The 17,329-nt window shown below is 41.6% G+C and carries 24 protein-coding genes; 9 read left to right on the forward strand and 15 right to left on the reverse strand.

Translation table 11 applies throughout. The annotated features are described in order from the left end of the window. Positions 1–96: 96 nt before the first annotated feature. Positions 97–1,683 (forward strand): phosphoenolpyruvate carboxykinase (ATP), encoded by a 1,587-nt coding sequence (pckA, locus tag MKX52_RS13505; RefSeq protein ID WP_012010978.1) that lies wholly within the window; start codon positions 97–99, stop codon positions 1,681–1,683. A 42-nt stretch (positions 1,684–1,725) separates the two neighbouring features. Here the strand turns inward: pckA and MKX52_RS13510 are convergent, their stop codons facing one another. Genes MKX52_RS13510 through MKX52_RS13535 form a run of 6 tightly spaced genes read right to left on the reverse strand, consistent with a single transcriptional unit; the run spans position 1,726 to position 6,862 of the window. Then, on the reverse strand, positions 1,726–1,968 hold the full coding sequence (locus tag MKX52_RS13510; protein WP_003217584.1) for a DUF2584 domain-containing protein: 243 nt from the start codon (positions 1,966–1,968) through the stop codon (positions 1,726–1,728). 39 nt (positions 1,969–2,007) lie between these two features. Further along, a complete protein-coding gene (locus tag MKX52_RS13515) occupies positions 2,008–2,802 on the reverse strand; it encodes a prolyl oligopeptidase family serine peptidase (protein ID WP_144468883.1) in 795 nt (264 codons plus the stop codon). Positions 2,803–2,828: 26 nt separating this feature from the next. Next, on the reverse strand, positions 2,829–4,310 hold the full coding sequence (crtI, locus tag MKX52_RS13520; protein WP_342490863.1) for a phytoene desaturase family protein: 1,482 nt from the start codon (positions 4,308–4,310) through the stop codon (positions 2,829–2,831). Then, entirely contained in the window at positions 4,307–5,434 is a 1,128-nt protein-coding gene (locus MKX52_RS13525; RefSeq protein ID WP_012010981.1) for a glycosyltransferase, read from the reverse strand. The genes crtI and MKX52_RS13525 overlap by 4 nt, the downstream gene beginning before the upstream one ends. Beyond that, positions 5,419–6,165, reverse strand: coding sequence for a lysophospholipid acyltransferase family protein (locus MKX52_RS13530; protein WP_144459812.1), 747 nt, complete (start codon positions 6,163–6,165; stop codon positions 5,419–5,421). The genes MKX52_RS13525 and MKX52_RS13530 overlap by 16 nt, the downstream gene beginning before the upstream one ends. Continuing rightward, a complete protein-coding gene (locus MKX52_RS13535) occupies positions 6,134–6,862 on the reverse strand; it encodes a carotenoid biosynthesis protein (RefSeq protein ID WP_012010983.1) in 729 nt (242 codons plus the stop codon). The genes MKX52_RS13530 and MKX52_RS13535 overlap by 32 nt, the downstream gene beginning before the upstream one ends. A 173-nt stretch (positions 6,863–7,035) precedes the next feature. Here MKX52_RS13535 and MKX52_RS13540 point away from each other — a divergent pair, with 173 nt between their 5' ends. Genes MKX52_RS13540 through MKX52_RS13550 form a run of 3 tightly spaced genes read left to right on the forward strand, consistent with a single transcriptional unit; the run spans position 7,036 to position 9,604 of the window. Further along, positions 7,036–8,037, forward strand: coding sequence for an ABC transporter substrate-binding protein (locus tag MKX52_RS13540; protein WP_342490864.1), 1,002 nt, complete (start codon positions 7,036–7,038; stop codon positions 8,035–8,037). A 15-nt stretch (positions 8,038–8,052) separates the two neighbouring features. Continuing rightward, positions 8,053–8,823, forward strand: coding sequence for an ABC transporter ATP-binding protein (locus MKX52_RS13545; RefSeq protein ID WP_144469131.1), 771 nt, complete (start codon positions 8,053–8,055; stop codon positions 8,821–8,823). After that, the gene (locus MKX52_RS13550) at positions 8,810–9,604 is read left to right on the forward strand and encodes an ABC transporter permease (protein WP_342490865.1); all 795 of its coding nucleotides are present in this window, start codon (positions 8,810–8,812) and stop codon (positions 9,602–9,604) included. The genes MKX52_RS13545 and MKX52_RS13550 overlap by 14 nt, the downstream gene beginning before the upstream one ends. A gap of 32 nt (positions 9,605–9,636) precedes the next feature. Here the strand turns inward: MKX52_RS13550 and ytkD are convergent, their stop codons facing one another. Further along, positions 9,637–10,113, reverse strand: coding sequence for an RNA deprotection pyrophosphohydrolase (gene ytkD, locus MKX52_RS13555; RefSeq protein ID WP_342490866.1), 477 nt, complete (start codon positions 10,111–10,113; stop codon positions 9,637–9,639). A 248-nt stretch (positions 10,114–10,361) separates the two neighbouring features. Between ytkD and MKX52_RS13560 the strand changes: the two genes are divergently transcribed. Further along, positions 10,362–11,003, forward strand: a complete 642-nt coding sequence (locus tag MKX52_RS13560; RefSeq protein WP_251183957.1) for a TerD family protein — start codon at positions 10,362–10,364, stop codon at positions 11,001–11,003. A 22-nt stretch (positions 11,004–11,025) separates the two neighbouring features. Further along, positions 11,026–11,817, forward strand: coding sequence for an AIM24 family protein (locus MKX52_RS13565; RefSeq protein WP_012010989.1), 792 nt, complete (start codon positions 11,026–11,028; stop codon positions 11,815–11,817). 29 nt (positions 11,818–11,846) lie between these two features. On the opposite strand, the gene MKX52_RS13570 is transcribed toward MKX52_RS13565, so the two are convergent. The 4 genes from MKX52_RS13570 to MKX52_RS13585 all read right to left on the reverse strand — a co-directional run bounded on the left by MKX52_RS13570 (position 11,847) and on the right by MKX52_RS13585 (position 13,495). Further along, on the reverse strand, positions 11,847–12,155 hold the full coding sequence (locus MKX52_RS13570) for a hydrolase (protein ID WP_151021625.1): 309 nt from the start codon (positions 12,153–12,155) through the stop codon (positions 11,847–11,849). Positions 12,156–12,198: 43 nt separating this feature from the next. Continuing rightward, positions 12,199–12,603: a phage holin family protein gene (locus MKX52_RS13575; protein ID WP_012010991.1), complete on the reverse strand. Its 405-nt coding sequence runs from the start codon at positions 12,601–12,603 to the stop codon at positions 12,199–12,201. Positions 12,604–12,740: 137 nt separating this feature from the next. After that, positions 12,741–12,932 carry a hypothetical protein gene (locus MKX52_RS13580; protein WP_003217712.1) on the reverse strand — a complete coding sequence of 64 codons (192 nt, stop codon included), beginning with the start codon at positions 12,930–12,932 and terminating at the stop codon, positions 12,741–12,743. 125 nt (positions 12,933–13,057) lie between these two features. Further along, the gene (locus tag MKX52_RS13585; RefSeq protein ID WP_012010992.1) at positions 13,058–13,495 is read right to left on the reverse strand and encodes a Dps family protein; all 438 of its coding nucleotides are present in this window, start codon (positions 13,493–13,495) and stop codon (positions 13,058–13,060) included. Between the two features lie 131 nt (positions 13,496–13,626). Here MKX52_RS13585 and ytzI point away from each other — a divergent pair, with 131 nt between their 5' ends. Next, positions 13,627–13,773 (forward strand): YtzI protein, encoded by a 147-nt coding sequence (gene ytzI / locus MKX52_RS13590; protein WP_041815877.1) that lies wholly within the window; start codon positions 13,627–13,629, stop codon positions 13,771–13,773. A gap of 8 nt (positions 13,774–13,781) precedes the next feature. Here ytzI and MKX52_RS13595 read toward each other — a convergent pair whose 3' ends face one another. Next, complete coding sequence (locus MKX52_RS13595; protein ID WP_251183958.1) at positions 13,782–14,216, reverse strand: FixH family protein; 435 nt, start codon at positions 14,214–14,216, stop codon at positions 13,782–13,784. Positions 14,217–14,330: 114 nt separating this feature from the next. Continuing rightward, the gene (locus MKX52_RS13600) at positions 14,331–14,804 is read right to left on the reverse strand and encodes an S-ribosylhomocysteine lyase (RefSeq protein ID WP_012010994.1); all 474 of its coding nucleotides are present in this window, start codon (positions 14,802–14,804) and stop codon (positions 14,331–14,333) included. A 126-nt stretch (positions 14,805–14,930) separates the two neighbouring features. Between MKX52_RS13600 and yidD the strand changes: the two genes are divergently transcribed. Continuing rightward, a complete protein-coding gene (gene yidD / locus MKX52_RS13605; protein ID WP_251183959.1) occupies positions 14,931–15,155 on the forward strand; it encodes a membrane protein insertion efficiency factor YidD in 225 nt (74 codons plus the stop codon). Between the two features lies 1 nt (position 15,156). Here the strand turns inward: yidD and MKX52_RS13610 are convergent, their stop codons facing one another. Beyond that, a complete protein-coding gene (locus MKX52_RS13610) occupies positions 15,157–15,720 on the reverse strand; it encodes a carbonic anhydrase (protein ID WP_012010995.1) in 564 nt (187 codons plus the stop codon). A 214-nt stretch (positions 15,721–15,934) separates the two neighbouring features. On the opposite strand from MKX52_RS13610, the gene MKX52_RS13615 reads away from it, so the two are divergent. Next, a complete protein-coding gene (locus MKX52_RS13615; RefSeq protein WP_144468887.1) occupies positions 15,935–16,924 on the forward strand; it encodes a zinc ABC transporter substrate-binding protein in 990 nt (329 codons plus the stop codon). A 94-nt stretch (positions 16,925–17,018) separates the two neighbouring features. On the opposite strand, the gene MKX52_RS13620 is transcribed toward MKX52_RS13615, so the two are convergent. Beyond that, positions 17,019–17,261, reverse strand: a complete 243-nt coding sequence (locus tag MKX52_RS13620) for a type B 50S ribosomal protein L31 (protein WP_088004119.1) — start codon at positions 17,259–17,261, stop codon at positions 17,019–17,021. Positions 17,262–17,329 lie beyond the last annotated feature (68 nt).

The following is a 17,329-nucleotide window of genomic DNA, read 5'->3' on the forward strand; positions in this document are numbered from 1 at the left end:
CACACACAAAAACATTTAAATAGTATAGACTATTATTATGAATGTGTTATACTAATCGAAACAAAACAAATTCAACGGTAAAGGAAGGGTTTTTTTATGAACTCAGTGGATTTAAAAGAAGATTTGCAGTCATTGCTCTCATTAGAAAATACGCACCAAAATTTATCTGTTCCGAAACTTGTTGAAAAGATTTTGGCACGTGATGAAGGCGTTTTAACATCAACAGGAGCTGTCCGTGCTACAACGGGTGCCTACACAGGACGTTCGCCTAAAGATAAATTTATCGTAAAAGAAGAAAGCTCTGAACATAAAATTGATTGGGGTCAAGTCAACCAGCCGATTTCTAAAGAAGCATTTGACCGTTTATATACAAAGGTTGTGTCATACTTAAAAGAACGTGATGAATTATTCGTCTTTGAAGGATTTGCCGGCGCAGATGAAAGATACCGTATGCCAATTACAGTGGTGAACGAATTCGCATGGCACAATCTCTTTGCAAAGCAACTATTCATCAGACCTGACGGATCAACACCTTCTTCAAACGAAAAACCTTTCACCATCTTATCTGCACCGCATTTTAAAGCAGATCCTGAAACAGATGGCACAAACTCTGAAACGTTTATTATCGTTTCTTTTGAAAAACGCACCATTCTGATTGGTGGAACAGAATATGCAGGAGAGATGAAAAAGTCCATTTTCTCTGTCATGAACTACCTGCTTCCTGAGCAAGATATTTTATCGATGCACTGCTCAGCAAACGTCGGTCAAGAAGGCGATGTCGCACTATTCTTTGGCCTTTCAGGTACTGGAAAAACGACGCTTTCAGCTAGCGCAAGCCGCAAGCTGATCGGTGACGATGAACATGGCTGGTCTGGCTCAGGAGTCTTCAATATTGAGGGCGGATGCTATGCGAAATGTGTGAACTTAAGCGAAGAAAAAGAACCGCAAATTTACAAAGCCATCAGCTTCGGATCAGTTCTTGAAAATGTCGTGCTTGATGAAGAAACACGTGAAGCGGATTATGACGACACATTCTTCACTGAAAACACACGTGCTGCTTACCCAATTGAAATGATTGATAACATCGTGAAGCCAAGTATCGCAGGACACCCATCTGCCATTGTCTTCTTAACAGCTGATGCATTTGGCGTTTTACCTCCAATCAGCCGTTTAACAAAAGAACAGGCGATGTACCATTTCTTGAGCGGTTACACAAGTAAATTAGCAGGAACTGAGCGCGGTGTTACATCACCAGAAACGACATTCTCTACTTGCTTCGGTTCTCCATTCTTGCCGCTTCCAGCTCACGTCTATGCTGAAATGCTTGGCAAGAAAATTGATGAGCACGGCGCAAAAGTATTCCTTGTGAACACAGGCTGGACTGGCGGAGGCTATGGTACAGGCAAACGTATGAACCTAGCGCATACAAGAGCAATGGTGCAAGCAGCGATCGAAGGTGACCTCGACAACGCCGAAATGATCACTGATGACATCTTTGGATTACACATCCCGCTTCATATTCCTGGCGTACCAGATGAAGTGCTTCAACCTTCTAAAACATGGGATGACCAAGAGGCTTATCAAGAAAAAGCACACTTCCTTGCCAATGAATTTAAAAAGAACTTCCAAAAATTCAGCCACGCAGCAAGTGACATTGAAGCTAAAGGCGGACCACTCGTATAATCAAATAAAAAAAGCTGAGGAATCGCTCCCTCAGCTTTTTTGTTAGTTTGTTGAATGTAATGATACGAGACGATAAGTGACCTTAGTCACATTGTCTGTAAGCTCCAGCTTTTCAACATGTGCTGTCCCTGTTTTTTCTCCGTCTTTCGTTTTACGCACCTCAAGCGGAATATTTAATGGATAAATGCGGTATCCTTCCTTCATGAGTTCAAATACATTCTCTTCAATTCTTGTCTCTTTTCCCTTCGTGACAATCATTGTATTAAATTCAACAGGCATTCCCATATTGAAAATCCCCCTACTTTCTAAATTTCGTTATACTGCTTATTTTACCACATTTCCGCTTTTCCGGCTGTGCATCCACGTCGTCAGCCTTCTGACAATTTCCCGATTATGCTGCGGCGGAAAATAATGGTTGTACCCATGGAAATACCAAGTCTCCACTGACTTCCCGTGCTGGCGCAGCGCATCTTCTAATAAATACGCATGCTCAATGGATACATTCTGATCCTCTTCTCCGTGGATGATCAGAACAGGCGCTTCAATTTTGTCCACATCATTTAAAGGTGTTCTGTCCTCATAGGCCTCTGGCACCTTGTGCGGGGGACCGCCAATCACACGTTTCATCATCCTTCTCATATCCACACGCTCTTCATAGGTAAGCTTCATATCACTAACGCCTCCCCATGTCACAAAGGAAGCCGCCTCTTGTTTCATTTCGACAGCAGTCCAAATGCCCATAATGCCTCCGCGCGAAAAACCAAAGATATGAATACGATCCTGCTTCACCTTTTTGTGATGCTTTAACAATTGAAAGGCAGCAAAAGCATCTTTCCGGTCCTCTCCAGCAAAGTCTTCGTTCCCTTCGCCTCCTTGATTTCCTCGGTAAAAAGGGGCAAATACGACAAATCCCTGCGCGGCAAATTGCACAATCCGGCCTGGTCTCACCATTCCCACATTTTTTATGCCGCCTCTTAAATACAAAAAGCCGTCATAATGACCTTCTCCAGCAGGTTCAGCGAGCAGCCCTTTGATCCGAAGTCCATCTGCCTCATAGGTCACTGTAAATAAGTGAATCTGCGGATGGGGGGACGGAAACCTTCTTTTTTCCACAATCACTTGATTTCTCTCCTTTTCATCTGTTCTTACGTTAATTGCTTGATGATCGCTTCTGCAACGAGCTGACCTGATTTTGTTACCATCGGCGTGCCTCCGCCCGGATGACTTGTTCCTCCAACAAACCAAAGTCCTTCAATGTCCTTTGACTGATTATTGATACGGAAGAACGCCTGCTTAAATGAGTTGGAAGACATCCCATAAATGGCTCCATGAAATGCGCCCGTTTTCTGCTGCAGATCAAGCGGAGTTTGAACCGCTTCATATTCGGTCACCTGATCTATATCAAAGAGACCCTTTTCCTTTAATTTTGTTTTCACATGCTGCTGATATGTCTCCTTTAGCATGTCCCAATCTTGCTCTTTTGTCACATAAGGCGCATTCGCCAGTACAAACAAGTTGCTTCTTCCCGGTCCTCCGCTTAAAGCTGGTTCTGAATGACCTGAATAACATATGTAGAGCGCCGGATCTTGAGGCAATTGTTTTTGTTGAAAAATATCCTTGAATTCTTGCTCATAATTCTCTGGGAAAAACACATTGTGATGGGACAGCTGATCATAGACCTTAGGTACACCTAATAAGAGAACAAAGCCAGATAATGACGGTTCAATAGTAGCAAGCTTTTGATTTAAAAAGCTTGGGCGGTCTTTTTCATCAATCAGATGGCGGTAGACAGTCAGCGCGTCCGCTCCTGCAATAACTTGATCAGCTTCATACATCTGGTGAGCCGTTTCTACTCCTGTAATTCGCCGGTCCTTCACATGAATCTTGTTGACTTGTTCATTCAGATGAATCTGTACACCTAATTCCTTTGCCAAAGTCTCAAATGCTTCAACTAAACGATATGTACCGCCCTTTATGCCATAAATCCCTTTCTCTCCTTCTAAATACGCCATCATATTAAAAATAGCCGGTGCCTCATAGGGAGAAGAGCCGATGTATGTCGCATACCGCCCGAACATCGCCAGTGTATGAGGATGACGGAAATATTTTCGGAGCAAGCGTTGAACGGTTGTAAACGGTTTGACAGAGAGAAGGGCTTTCACGAGTTTTACATTCGCCTTATCCTTCCACGTCAGTAACAAACGATTTAAAAACTGATCCTCAGCCTGTTCAAAAAGCATCTTTGATTCCTGTAAAAATGGACGGTATTGCTTTGCATCTTCAGGACTGAATGCTGCAATTTGTGATTCCATCTGCTCGATATTGGGTGTAAATTCAACCGTATGTCCATCTGAAAAAACATTTTTGGTCAGAGGAGAAATCGGATAAAATATCACGTAATCCTCCATCCGTCTATGACAGGAAGCAAATACTTCCTCAAAGTACGACTTCATTGTAATGGTACTCGGTCCTAAATCAAAAGAGTAGCCAGCCTCCTGATGGCGCTGCAATTTCCCGCCTAAAGCCGCTTCTTTTTCTAATATGGTGACCTGAACCCCGCGTGATTGTAAACGGATCGCTGCTGATAATCCGCCCAGCCCGCCACCGATGATGATCACTTTTTTCATTCGTACCTTCTCCCTTTCCATTCATACCCTTCTTTTTTCAGACCGATTTTCATAGAAGCAAAGCCAATGGCGATCAGACTCAAAATGCTGACCGGTAATAAAAAGGCCATTGCAGAAGTTCTTCCGTTCTCAATATCAATTGCCGCTTTGATCGACACACCTAGTCCGTAGCAAAGAATGGCTAAGCATATACTAAGCACATCCAGCTTTAACAAAGCCACCATCAAGCAAATGATTGGTGCCAAATAAAGCAGGGTGTATAAACAAAAGACACTGCTTAACAAAGCAATGCTTCGATTGACACCTGGAAACAAGTTTTTCCTGTAACCTTCCCATACCTCTTGGCCACTCTCATACATTCTCATATACACAAACGGATGAATGCTTGCAAGAGTGAACGGAAACCCTTGTTCCTTCACCCGTCTAGCCAATGCCATATCATCCACTAGCGAATCCTTAATCGCTTCATGTCCGCCGATGTCGTGATAGCAATTCTTTTCAATGGCAATAAATCCTCCATGCGCGGCGGCAAAAGCCGGATTCTTTGATTTTCTGACCCACTTCACAGGCAGATGACAACCAATGGTAAACATCATCATGGGAACGACAAGATGCTCAAAGAAAGTGCCGGTTTTTTGCTCTGGGAAGCCTGACAGCATGCCGGTTTTTTGCGCGCATAACTGCTCGTACACAGCTTCTATTGCTCCCCGTTTCAACCGGACATCCGCATCTAAAAAGAATAGCCAATCAGAAGCCGCTGCTTCAGCAAGCTGAGAACAAGCATATGATTTTCCTAGCCACCCTTGCTTTAATGCCTGACCTGACTGCACATGAATCCATGGATATGTTTGTGAGAATCGCTCCACAACCGCTCTTGTCTGATCGGTCGAATGATCATCAAGTACAATCACCTCTTTCGGAAAAAGACGCTGATCAACGATCGACTGAAGACAGGCTTCTATCCGTTTCTCCTCATTTCTAGCCGGAATCAGGATCGATAACGAAATGGGTTCGTCTGATGAAAAAGAAGCGGGCTTTAACACGGGAAACTGCTTCATATTCCATATCGTGAATAGAAACTGGCAAAGCAGGAGCACGCTGATCACAGTTAAGAAGAGCGCCATGTTTTCACCCACTTTTTAAAAGAATCAAACGCATCACTTGTTGACTGACTTGTCCTTGTGATCTGTTTAAATTCTTCGTTTGTTGAAAAATCAGGATCTGCAATGATCTGTGCTTGATGTCTGTTTAACTGCGTTTCAAGCAGATCGCCAAGCATACGCGTCATATCCTTGCTTCGCAGGGAGCTTCCAGATACGATGGCATCATCGCCGAACATAACAGAAACTGTCGGCTTTTGAAATTGATTAAATGTATACTGCAAGGTGACAGGCTTCACCACAACTTGTTCAAATTGCCTCACTAAAAAAGAAGCCCCGCCTTCCAGTTCAAGCGGCCGCACGTCCTGATGCATAATTTTCCCCTGTGGAAAAAGCCAGACCGCTCCGCCGTCCTCCATGTTCTCTTTTGCTGTCATTAAAGCGTGTTTCACACTTTTTAAGTTCTCTTTATGAACCGGAAACGCCCCAAGTTTACGAAAAAAAGCATATTGCTTCAGCTGTTTCTCTTCCATCATCATGTAGTGATCAAATTCAGACGCTTTTTCTGTTAAAAGAAAAATGATCAGACCATCCCACCATGAGCTATGATTGGCGAGATAAAGAACAGGCAGGTTTTCCTTCGGATCGACCGAGCCTTTCATCATGACACAGCGGAAATGCTTATGAAGTAAATATCGCTCTAGATAAAGTGAAAATAGACGTCTAAACGATCGACTTTTGTCGCTTTCTTTCAAATCGAACCCTTCCTTCACACAAAATAACAATGATGAGTGCTAAATAAAAAATGACATCGAGTCCACCCTTTAATGCCAGAAGACCAAAAAAGAACACCATCGCCTGATAAATACGACTCGTCCAGCTGAGTGCCTTTTGATCAATTGAGACAAGCGGGAAAAGAAATGAAAGTCCTGCTCCAATCATACCCCAGCTCACAAAATTCTCAAAAGGAATACCATAAAACCCGCCGCCGTCATACCACACCCAAAACTTCCGCTCTGCTGCTACTGGATCTAAAATAAGGTCAAGCAACACAATCCATATCCCCGTTTCGATGGCTCGTCTCCACTTTGACTGCTGACTGGATAAAAAAAGGCTATTTAAAAACACGCCAACCCATGCAAACGCAATGGTTAATGGCACCCCCGCCACTAGAAAACCTAACGTCGGATAATAGTCATAGGCCCCAAATGGGAACCCCGTTGTGATCCCTATCCACTCAACTGTAAATGTAAGCACCCCGACAATGGCTGCCCTTTTGATGACAAATCCCCATGAGCCATAAATCTGTCGCCCGATCTCGATGACGCAGCAAGCATACAGCACAAGAAAGATTCCGTTTGCAAACTGAAGCCATGCTGGCACTTCAAAAAAGACCATTAAGATCAGACCTACTAAATACCATCCAACAAAAACCCAACTCAATCTATACACGAAACCGCTCCTTTATTTCTGCCAAATTCAAGAAAGCCTTCATGCCTCTAGTATAGAAAAAAAGACGCGTTCTATAAATAAACAATGCGCTTCTTATTTTTATCTAGGCACTCACCAAAAATCCCTTTTCACATACTTTAATAGTGATCTAGAACAAAGGAGGCGAATTACTCTTGAATCGTTCCATCAAAGTCAGACTGGCATTCATCGTCGTCGTCCTGCTCTTTATTCCATTTGTCGCCTGTAAAAAAGAACAGGAGCAGACCGTACAAGTAGCCGAGGTGACCCATTCGGTCTTTTATGCTCCGCTTTATGTCGCACTATCTGAGGGTTTCTTCAAAGAAGAAGGCCTGGAGGTTGAACTGAAAACCACTTGGGGCGGCGATAAAACGATGACAGCTCTCTTATCAGGCGGTGCTGATATCGCCCTGACCGGCTCTGAATCCTCTATCTATGTAGAGGCTCAAGACACAAAGGATTCTGTCATGAACTTTGCACAGCTGACACAAACAGACGGCACATTTCTTGTTTCAAGGGAGAAAGTAAACCAATTCTCTTGGGATCAATTAAAAGGAAAAGACTTCTTAGGACAGCGGAAAGGCGGCATGCCGCAAATGGTCGGTGAATATGTCTTGAAAAAAGAAGGCATTGATGTAAAAAAGGATCTTCGTATGATTCAAAATATTGATTTTGCCAACATTTCAGGTGCGTTCTCCTCTGGAACTGGCGATTTTGTGCAGTTATTCGAACCGACCGCTTCCTTACTCGAAAAAGAAGGTAAAGGGTACATTACCGCCTCCTTTGGAGAAGCTTCTGGCAAGGTGCCATATACCACCTTCATGGCAAAGAAGAGTTACTTAGAGGAAAACAAAGAGAGCGCTGAAGCCTTCACCCGCGCCATTTACAAAGCGCAGAAATGGGTAGAAGCCAAACAGCCTGAGGAGATCGCAAAGGCCATTCAATCTCATTTTCCTGATACAGATCTTGATGTCTTATCAACTGCGATCAAACGCTACAAACAGCAAGATTCCTTTGCAACAGATCCCCTTTTGAATGAAGAGGAATGGAACAAATTGCAGGAAATCATGAAGAAAAGCGGTGAATTGCCGGAATTTATCCCGTACAAACAACTTGTCGATTCCTCCATTGCAAAGAAGGTCACAGATCACAAATAGAATAGGAGGTAGCACATGTCTTTCCTTCAAATTGACCATGTGACCCATACGTACTTCTCTTTAAAAGAAAAAACAACGGCTATACAGCACATCAATTTGGAGATAGACCAAGGTGAATTCATCTCATTTATTGGTCCCAGCGGCTGCGGAAAAACCACCTTGCTGTCTATCATCGCAGGAATCACACCGCCCTCTGAAGGTCGAATTTTAATCGAAGGAAAAGAACCCAATCAACAGGAGCATCAAATCGGCTATATGCTCCAGCAAGATTATTTGTTTCCTTGGAAGACCATTAAGGAAAATGTGATCCTCGGGTTAAAAATTGCGAAACAAGATTCACATGAGTCCGTCTCAGCTGCCCTTGATTTACTACCTAAGCTTGGACTACATGAAGTAGAGGAAAAATATCCGAAGGAGCTGTCTGGCGGAATGAGGCAGCGTGCGGCTCTCGCCCGAACGCTTGCAGTTGATCCCGGTCTGCTTTTACTTGATGAGCCATTTTCAGCGCTAGACTATCAAACAAAACTCACATTAGAAGATCTCGTCTTTGACACATTAAAAAACTATCAAAAAACAGCAGTCCTTGTGACACATGACATTGGCGAAGCCATTGCGATGAGTGACCGCATTTTCTTATTCTCAAAACACCCAGGCTCTATCCAGCGAATCTTTACCGTTCCAGACGACATAAGGGCTCTCTCTCCTTTTGAAGCGAGACAGACCCCGCATTTCCAAGAGCTCTTTCAAACGATTTGGAAGGAGCTGAAAACAGTTGAAACACAGTGATCTATTACATGAAGCATATCGCAAAAAATACCGAATGGAAAAACGGATCACACGTATCTATCAGCTCATCATATTCGCCAGCTTCTTTTCGCTTTGGGAGCTTGCCAGTCATTTCAGATTCATTGATCCGCTTATTTTCAGTTCACCATCAGCGGTCTGCCAATTGTTTGTGCAAAAAATTCAAGATGGTTCTTTAATGAATCATATGAGTATTACATTATTTGAAACAGTGCTCGGTTTTCTACTTGGTACCTTTTGCGGCATTTTGCTCGCTGCCGCCTTATGGTGGTCCACCCGATTAGCAAACGTTCTTGACCCTTATTTAGTCATTTTAAATGCCATGCCAAAAGTTGCCCTCGCCCCCATTTTAATTGTTGCCCTTGGACCTGGTATGATCAGCATCGTCGCCATGGGTGCGATCATTAGTGTGATCATAACGACGATCGTCATTTACACTGCCTTTCAAGAGGTCGATGAGAATTATTTAAAGGTGATGAAAACCTTTGGTGCGAGAAAAAGAGTTGTCTTTCGAGAGGTCATTTTGCCAGCTAGTATTCCAACGATGATTTCTGCCATTAAAGTGAATGTAGGTCTTTCTTGGGTTGGGGTCATTGTAGGAGAATTTCTTGTATCCTCAAAAGGGCTCGGCTACATGATCATTTACGGCTTTCAAGTCTTCAACTTTACACTCGTGTTCTTAAGTCTTTTCATTATCGCCGTGTTTGCGACCATCATGTACCAGCTTGTGGAATGGCTCGAACGCCGTTTTCTCCAAAAATAATAAAAGCACAGGGAGATCTCCCTGCGCTTTTTTTAACGAATCAAACCGTTCTTTTCTAAATAAGCCAGACTTTTTCTTAACACATCATCTTTCATAATAAAACTGAAATTCTTATTTTTTGCGATGGATCTTGGCAAGTCTGCGAAAAGAACAGGTCCTTTCGTTTCAAAATACGTGTCTTGCTTCACGAGCCTTTCAATATCAGCGAAATAAATATTTTTTACGATGACCTTTTCTCTACCTAGCACCTGATATTGGCCAATATACGTTAATTCACGAACGACAGCACCCGTCTCTTCTTGAATCTCACGTATAGCGGCTTGGTCTGCTTCTTCATTTGGCTCAACTTTCCCTCCTGGAAACTCATAGCCCCGATCCTCATGTTCCGTGAGCAGCCATTTCCCCTGATAACGGCAGATGGCCCAAACATGCTTTGGATGACTTGAAAAAGGCTTCTTTTCAAAGGAGAGCTTGACCGTATTATGATAATAATCTTTAAATACATGCATGTGAAATCCCTCATATCCTGTCCTTGCTTCTTGTAAAACATCATACCACAGATCACATTTCTCTGAAGAATTTTTATCAAAAGTGAAACAAACGAGTGGTTTCATTCCGTCTGTATTTAAAATGAGGTATTGTTGCTAAAACCTTTTTATCATCCCCAACTTCACCCCATTTTAATCATGAAACCTTTTATCCCTTAATGACGTAAATCAATGAGTGTTTGTCCTATGACGACGAGGAGGAAAACAGCATGAGGATAAAACAAGAGAAAGACCAAGCGCATACGTCCAGTAAAATTGAAAAAGAAGACGCCCCTCATGAGATGATCAAGAAACATCTCATCAAAGGGCAAAAGCTAGAGTTAACAAAAGACAATCCGAATATCGACCAAATTCAAATCGGGCTTGGCTGGGATTTGGCTGGCCAGCCAATTGATTTAGATACGCAAGTGTTTCTCTTAAATGAAGAGGACAAACTGTTGTCTCCAAACCATCTGATCTATTATCACCAGCAGCAAAGCTTAGACGGAGCTGTTCGTCACCTTGGTGATCATCAAGTAGGCGGCGGGTATCGAGACAATGAGATGATCATTATGCAATTAAGCAGAGTCTCCCCTGATATTCATAAAATCGTTGTAACAGCCACAATACATGATGCTCACGAGCGCAAGCATCATTTTGGACAAGTGACCAACGCCTATGTGCATCTGACTGATCAAATCTCACAACAAGAGATTTGTACCTTTCAATTAACAGAAGATTATTCGTATTGTACCTCCATCATTTGCGCTCAACTCATCAGAAATAAGGAAGAATGGAAAATCATCGCAACCGGGCAAGGAACTACGCTAGATTTACATGATTTATGCCGCATCTACGGATTCACATCTTGACGCATGGAAGGAGCAGGCACCAATGGGATTTCATTTCAACACAATAGAAGAACTCACTTTACAAGCAGAAGGAAGCGGAATCTTTTTTGCGAAAAAAGGCGCAATGATTGCCGATCAAGGTACGTTTCAATATCGCAAACGACTACTCGGAACGAACAAAGGAAATATGGTTAGCCAAGTATTTAACCATATCAGCAGGAAATTGACAGGTGAAAACCTTGAAGTGATGGAAGTCAGTGGACAAGGCACTTGTTATTTGGCTGATTCCAGCGAGCACGTGACAGTGATTAATCTTGAGCCGAGCGGTCCTTGGCAGCATGTCAGTGTAGAAAGTGAGGATTTACTTGCTTTTACCGAGGAATGTCATTACGGTGTGACACCAGTAGGCGTTGGGATATTATCACAAAAAGGACTATTTACATCAAAGCTCTCCTACCAAGGCCACGGGGCGCAGGTCGCCATTAAAACAAATGGAAACCCGCTCATTTTAAAAGCTCCTTGCCGTGTAGATCCTGACGCCATTGTCGCTTGGACAGGTAAAGCACCGAAGGTCAAATTAGATGTGAACTGGAAGACCCTCATCGGACAAACATCTGGTGAATCATACTTATTTGAGTTCCAAGAACAAGACCAAATTGTTATTATTCAGCCATCTGAGCGTACATCCGGCTTACGGGTCGGTTTAGACGATAACCGTTACAAGCCTCAGAGCCAGGGCTCATCTCATGAATTTACGAATTCACAGTCATCTCAGCAAGAGAATAGAGGCGGGCTTAGTGATCTTATCGGAGGCATCTTACAACCGCGAAAATAAAAGCATGTAGAAAATCTCTACATGCTTTTTCAATTCATTAATCCATTTGTTTCAATAAAATTCTTTGTCTCTTCATTGCCGAGCTCGAAAATCATTGAGTATATCTCTTTTCTTTTTCGATCCATTTCATCGTTCGGACTGTCATAATGATATTCAAGATACGGAACATGCGCTCGAAAGAAGCCTTTCCAATCGGTCATATACTGTTCATCGAAATATTCCCTCAGCTGCAAAATTTGATCATCATCTGCTTCTATTTGAAATTGCCAAGCCGCCGCATCTCTATGCTGCGATATCGATCCATCTTGTACGGATACATAATATGTGTGTCTCGTCATCTGATTCATCCTTTTTCCTTTAGTATGACCAGTTACGAAGAAATTACGGCTTTTTGCGCAATTTATTTTTTAACATGTCCAACACATCAATAAACAACTGTGGAATAGGAATTCCGAGGGCATTGGCTGTCGAGACGATTTGGTAAGATTCATAAATAATATAAAAGATGATCGCTAAATCCTTAATCATCCCGTTTGTCTTCAGCATGACATCAAAGAAATGCGCCATCGATATTAAAAAGACCGTCACAATCTTTCGAACAAGCCGCGTAGAAAAACGTTTCATTGTGAGCTGTCCTGTCAAAGATTCTCTTAGGCTTGAACAAATTAATTCAATCGCCATGAGTGTTACTAATATCATCAGTAAATATCCTGCTCCACCAAACAGAAAGCCCATCGCTGACAAACTGACTGTAAACAACGAAAAGATGCCTAAATCTTTGCTCACTTGGCATCAACATCCTTTCAGAGTGGAACTCCTTACCTCAATAGTATATGTCAGTTCCTCGCAATAGCTTGGACGACAAAAAATAAAGGCGTCGTCTTTTAAAGAAAAAAAGCCGCCTTGTGCGGCGGCTTCCATCTTTAGACTCTCACATCGATAAAGCGAGCGTCTGAATCCTTTGGCTGAACAGCTTGAGGCTGCTGCTGGACTTGATCCAGCATGACCATGGCTTGTGCTGTATTCGTAGCAAGCTGTGAATTCAACAAACTAATATTAAGTGTTTTTTGAATGCTCGCGACTTGCTGACTCATCATTCCTGCAATAGAAGACATTTTCTCCCCTCCCTTCTCTTTTCTCTTCGGCTGAAAGCCCTATGATTTCAATGGGCTGTCTGTCCCGTTTCCAACAAAAAAGGAATGTCGATCTCTTGACGATCGACATTCCTTCCACATACGTATTAACCTAAATATGCTTTAAGCATCCAGTTGTGTTTCTCAATAGATTGATGAATTGCAAGCAGCATATCACCGGTTGTTTCATCGCCAACTTCTCCAGCCAGCTCCATTCCTTGCTTTAATTCTTCAGCAATATTGGAGAAATCATCATATAGATTTTTCACCATTTGCTCCGCTGATTCATTTCCTTCAGCTTCTTGAATGCTAGAAATTTCTAAGCATTCTTTCATTGTCGCAACAGGTTGTCCATTTAACGCAAGCATACGCTCAGCCAAATCATCAATGTATGTCGCTGTTTCTGTATAAAGTTCCTCAAATTTCTCATGGAGTGTAAAGAAGTCTTTTCCCTTTACGTACCAGTGATAGTTATGTAATTTTACGTAAAGCACAGTCCAATCTGCTACTTGTTTATTGACGACGTGTAATAATTTTTCAGACATGTTTATTCCTCCTTATGTAATTGCGTTTAGTATGAGAATACCCTTTTCCTATTATACTGAAACCTGCCATGAATTTCTTCTATTTTGACTGCATGAAATATATGTTAATATGGAAATAAGGAGGGAGCTAGATGCTGCTACTTGGGATTATCAGCTTTATCATTATCTCAATCGTTGTCTTTTTATCGCTGTGGACAACATCGAAGGCTTATGAATATAAGCATAAAATCGACACACCACAGGATGCTGAACCAAACCAACGTCCTAACCCGAAATAAAATGACACTTAATGATGTGAGGTTTCTTCTTCAGTAGATGAATTCTCTTTTTTCACATCACCTACATGGATGTTCATCTTTGGCATATTATGCTGCTGTTTAGCTGTCACATGGACTTGTATGATATAAAGGCCATCTTTTTTAAAGGCTGTATGTAATTCATATACACCTTTGTTCTCTTTCTTTGGCTGAATCATCTTGCTGTTATCCTTATCGCCATCTTTCCACACTTCAAATTGAACTTCGTCTGCATCATCGACAGGCGTATCACCATATGTGACAGCTGCTTTTACTATAACGCTTTCATTTTTCTCCACTTGTTCAGGTCCTGTAAGCTTCACTTCTAATAGTTCAGGCACTTCCCCTTTGCCACTATTTGCTGCAGAGTTCCCACATGCACTTAGTAACAAAAGCAATACTATCATTCCCAACATTTTTCGCATCCAGAGTTCCCCCTTCTATTACTGACATGTCCATTTTAACAAATATCCCCTATTTTGACATCTCATGATCGAATACAAAAAAACCGGACATCATCATGTCCGGTTTATGATTGATTAACCAAATACTTTGAGAAGCTCTTCTTGATCTTGAGAAAGCCAGAAACGCATCAAACGTTTTGCCCCTTCAAGGTCATGAAGTTTCGCTTGACCGCATTGCTCTTCGTTTGCAGCAGGAATCTCTGTTACCTCAACTGCATCCTTGAATGTTGCATCAAGAAGTTCAACGATTTCTTCTGGAGTTGGTGCACCACTGACCACTAAATAGTAGCCTGTCTGACAGCCCATTGGAGAAATATCAATGATATCAAAATGATCATATTTCTCTGAGTGTGTTCTAATGTTAAACGCAAGTAAATGCTCTAATGTATGAATCGTATCAGGTTTCATTGCTTGCTTGTTTGGCTGACAAAAACGAATATCAAATTTATTGACTTCTCCATCTGATCCCACTTTATGAACGCCACAATGACGAACGTATGGCGCTTTTACAGCATTATGATCAAGTTCAAAGCTTTCAACTGAAGGCATAATCACCACTCCTATAATTGCAATTTCCTATATTATAACATATTTCTCCGACCAGTTTAGTTTATAAAACTTTCCTTCCTTGTCCTTTTTTCTTATACTGTGAAAGACAGACAAGGAGGAACCTTTATGAAACAAATTTTTATCGGCATCATACGCTTTTATCAAAAATGTATTTCCCCTCTTACACCGCCTAGCTGCCGGTTTTATCCAACATGCTCAAGCTACGGGCTAGAAGCGATCAAAACACATGGCGCTTTAAAAGGCGGCTGGCTCACCATCAAACGGATTTTAAAATGTCATCCGCTCCATCCTGGCGGCATCGATCCTGTCCCGCCGAAAAAGGAAAAATAACTTACTTTTCATATCCGTTGACGACTACGTCAAGCTTGCCAGTTCCAGGATCAATGACAAGACCGTGCACAGGCACATTTGATGGGAGAAGTGGGTGGTTTTTCACAACGGACACACTGTCCTTCACGCTCTCTTCGACCGAACTAAAGCTTTTGAGCCACTGTTTAAAATCAATTCCTGAGTATTCCAGTACTTCAATCCGTTTTTCTGGGATACCCCGCTCAATGGCTTTGTTTAAAAGTGTTTGGCTATCTATTTTGCTCATACCGCAATCATGATGTCCAATGACATAAACCTCGTCAGCATTTAATTCGTAAACAGCCACTAAAATGCTTCGCATAATACTTCCAAATGGATGAGACACAAGAGCACCAGCACTTTTGACGATCTTGATATCTCCATTTTTCATGTTCATTGCACGTGGAAGCAGCTCGACAAGTCTTGTATCCATACATGACAGAATGACAGCTTTTTTCTGTGGAAACTTCGTTGTTGTAAACTCTTCGTATTTCTTTTCTTCAATAAATTGTTGATTATATTCGATGATTTCTTCTAAAAGTTTCATACGTTGTCCATTCCTTTATCTTTTTTTAAAAATAAATATAGCACAATGTGAGAAATTTCGTCACGTTTTGCAGTGTATTTTTTTAAAAGGAAACATCTTCTGGTGAAAATTTTTTATTTTCCTCTTTTCAAATCGTAATTATTACGATACAATAACTCAGGACATTAAATCGTAATCATTTCTATCTAATAGATTGAGAGGAGACATTTTCCACATGAAAAAAATCTTTTATATGTTAATAGCTGCTTTATTTGCGATCGGCCTTGCCGCTTGCTCAAGCAGTGCGGGCACAAATGCTTCAAAAGGAAAAGCAGATGGAAAACTAACCGTCTACACCACCATTTTCCCAATTCAAGATTTCACTGAAAAAATTGGCGGTTCTCATGTTCATGCGCAAAGCGTCTACCCTGCCAATGCAGATGCACACAGTTTTGAACCAAGTTCAAAAACGATGGTTGAAATGGCTGAAGGTGACGCCTTCATCTACAGCGGCACAGGTGCTGAAGCATTCGCTGACAAAACCGCGTCTACGTTAAAAGACCAAGGCGTGAAAACAGTCAAAGCAGCCGAAGGCATCAAATTGTTATCGACAAAAGAAGAGCATTCACATGAAGAAGAGGAAGATCATGATCACGATCATGAAGGAGAAGAACATGACCATGATGGACACGATCACGGAGATAAAGATCCTCATGCATGGTTAGACCCTGTTTATGCACAGCAAATGGCGAAAAACATTAAAGATACACTCGTTTCATTAGATCCAGATCATAAAGACGAATACACAAAAAACTATGAAAAACTAAAAAAAGATTTGCAATCGCTAGATCAAGAGTTCAACACAACATTATCTAAAGCAAAACATAAAGAAATCCTTGTTTCCCATGCAGCCTACGGTTATTGGGAAAAGCGCTACGGTATTGAGCAAATTAGTGTATTAGGATTATCCGCTTCTGAAGAGCCTTCACAAAAGCAGCTCGAAAGCATTGTTCAAAAAGCTGAAAAGCATCACATTCAATATGTGATTTTTGAAAACAACGTCAGCAGCAAAGTCTCAGATACGATCCGCAGTGAAATTGGGGCAAAAAGCCTCACACTTAAAAATTTAGAATCTATAACTGAAGATGACGCCAAAAATGGCGAAAGCTACGTTAGCTTAATGAAACAAAACCTAAAAACCTTGAAAACTGCTTTAAATGATTAATTGTTAAACCCTGGGTGTTGATCCGGGGTTTTTTTGCTGTAAAAAAAGCACACCATTGTAGTGTGTGCTTTATTGTAGGGTGTGCTTTTTTATATTACATTTGATACTTTTTCTTAAACAACTCGGCTCTTCCGCCTTTTTCTCCGAATTTTTGGCGTCCTGTATAAAAAGGATGCGTATCAGAGCTTGTTTCTACTTTTATGACAGGGTACGTTTTCCCGTCTTCCCATTCTACTGTCTCATTGGATGACTTTGTCGATTTACTCAAAAAGCGGTAGCCGCTGTTTACGTCCATAAATACAACTTCATGTGAGGTTGGATGAATATTTCTTTTCAATGTCAAAACTCCTTTCGTTGTCAAAACGTAATAATTACGTTTTATATTTATATTCTACTCCCTCTTTT

The sequence above is a fragment of the Bacillus sp. FSL R5-0422 genome, assembly GCF_038610765.1.
Lineage (GTDB): Bacteria > Bacillota > Bacilli > Bacillales > Bacillaceae > Bacillus > Bacillus pumilus_O.